The following is a 1,021-nucleotide window of genomic DNA, read 5'->3' as shown; positions in this document are numbered from 1 at the left end:
GGCGCGCCCATACCAGTAGACGCCGACCGTGACCGCCACCGGTACGAGCGCCCACAACAGTGCCCGCCACGGTCGGCGCCGGGGCAGCGCATCGGGAAGGGGTGATCGCATCGGCGTCTCCTCGGGTGTCCGGGACCCTCAGATGTGCCACCGGCCGAGTCCCGCGTCCACCAGGCGCGCCGCGAGTGTGCCCGGCACGCGCTCGTCGTCGCGCGCGAGTGCCGGTTCGAATTCGCTGCGGCCACGCCACGCTTCGTGAAGACTGTGTACAGGTCCCGCGCTCCGGCTCGTTCGGTGGGCGGGACCTCTTCATGGCAGTTTCCCGGCAACAACCATGACGTCACGTCACGCAAGGGGCTGATCCCCTGGCGGTGTCGAGGCGCCTGGTCGGTGGGTTCTGCTCCCCGCACCCGCGAGATTGATCCCAGGTGGGCATACTGTGCGACGGATCCCCGTACCTGATGTGGACCAACTGTCAAGGGACAGTGGGATCTCCCCGGTGGCGGAAAGTTGATCTCCCCGCTGGTGGACAGTGAAAGTCCCCAGTGGACAGTTGATCTCCCCGGGGGTGGGGTCAGTCGAGGGGGACGACGCCTCGTCCGGTGGTTGCCTCGGCGAGGCGGTGGCTGTCGCCTTGGGTGACGACGACATGGGCGTGGTGCAGGAGCCGGTCGACGGTCGCGGTGGCGAGGGTCTTCGGCATGATCTCGTCGAATCCCGACGGATGAAGGTTGCTGCTGACCGCCAGACTGCGGCGCTCGTATGCGGCATCGACCAGGCGGTAGAAGCCTTCGGCGGCGTCGGGTGAGACGGGCAGGAGCCCGATGTCGTCGACGATGATCAAGTCGGTGCGGGTGATCCGGGTGATCGCCTTGGAGACGGAGTCGTCGACGCGGTGGCGGCGGACCAGGGCGCCGAGGTCCTCGATGGTGAACCATGCGACGGTCATCCCGGCGTCGACGGCGGCTAGCCCGAGTGCCACGGTGAAGTGGCTCTTGCCCGAGCCCGACGGGCCAACCAC

1 protein-coding gene is annotated in these 1,021 nt (G+C 68.2%); it reads right to left on the bottom strand.

Annotation, left to right across the window (positions count from 1 at the left end):
* Window positions 1-574: 574 nt before the first annotated feature.
* On the bottom strand, window positions 575-1,021 hold a 447-nt coding region (locus AB0O00_RS41435), incomplete at its 5' end, for an ATP-binding protein (RefSeq protein WP_363659820.1).

The organism is Kitasatospora sp. NPDC093558 (assembly GCF_040683475.1).
GTDB lineage: Bacteria > Actinomycetota > Actinomycetes > Streptomycetales > Streptomycetaceae > Kitasatospora.
This window is presented reverse-complemented; position numbering and strand designations above follow the sequence as displayed.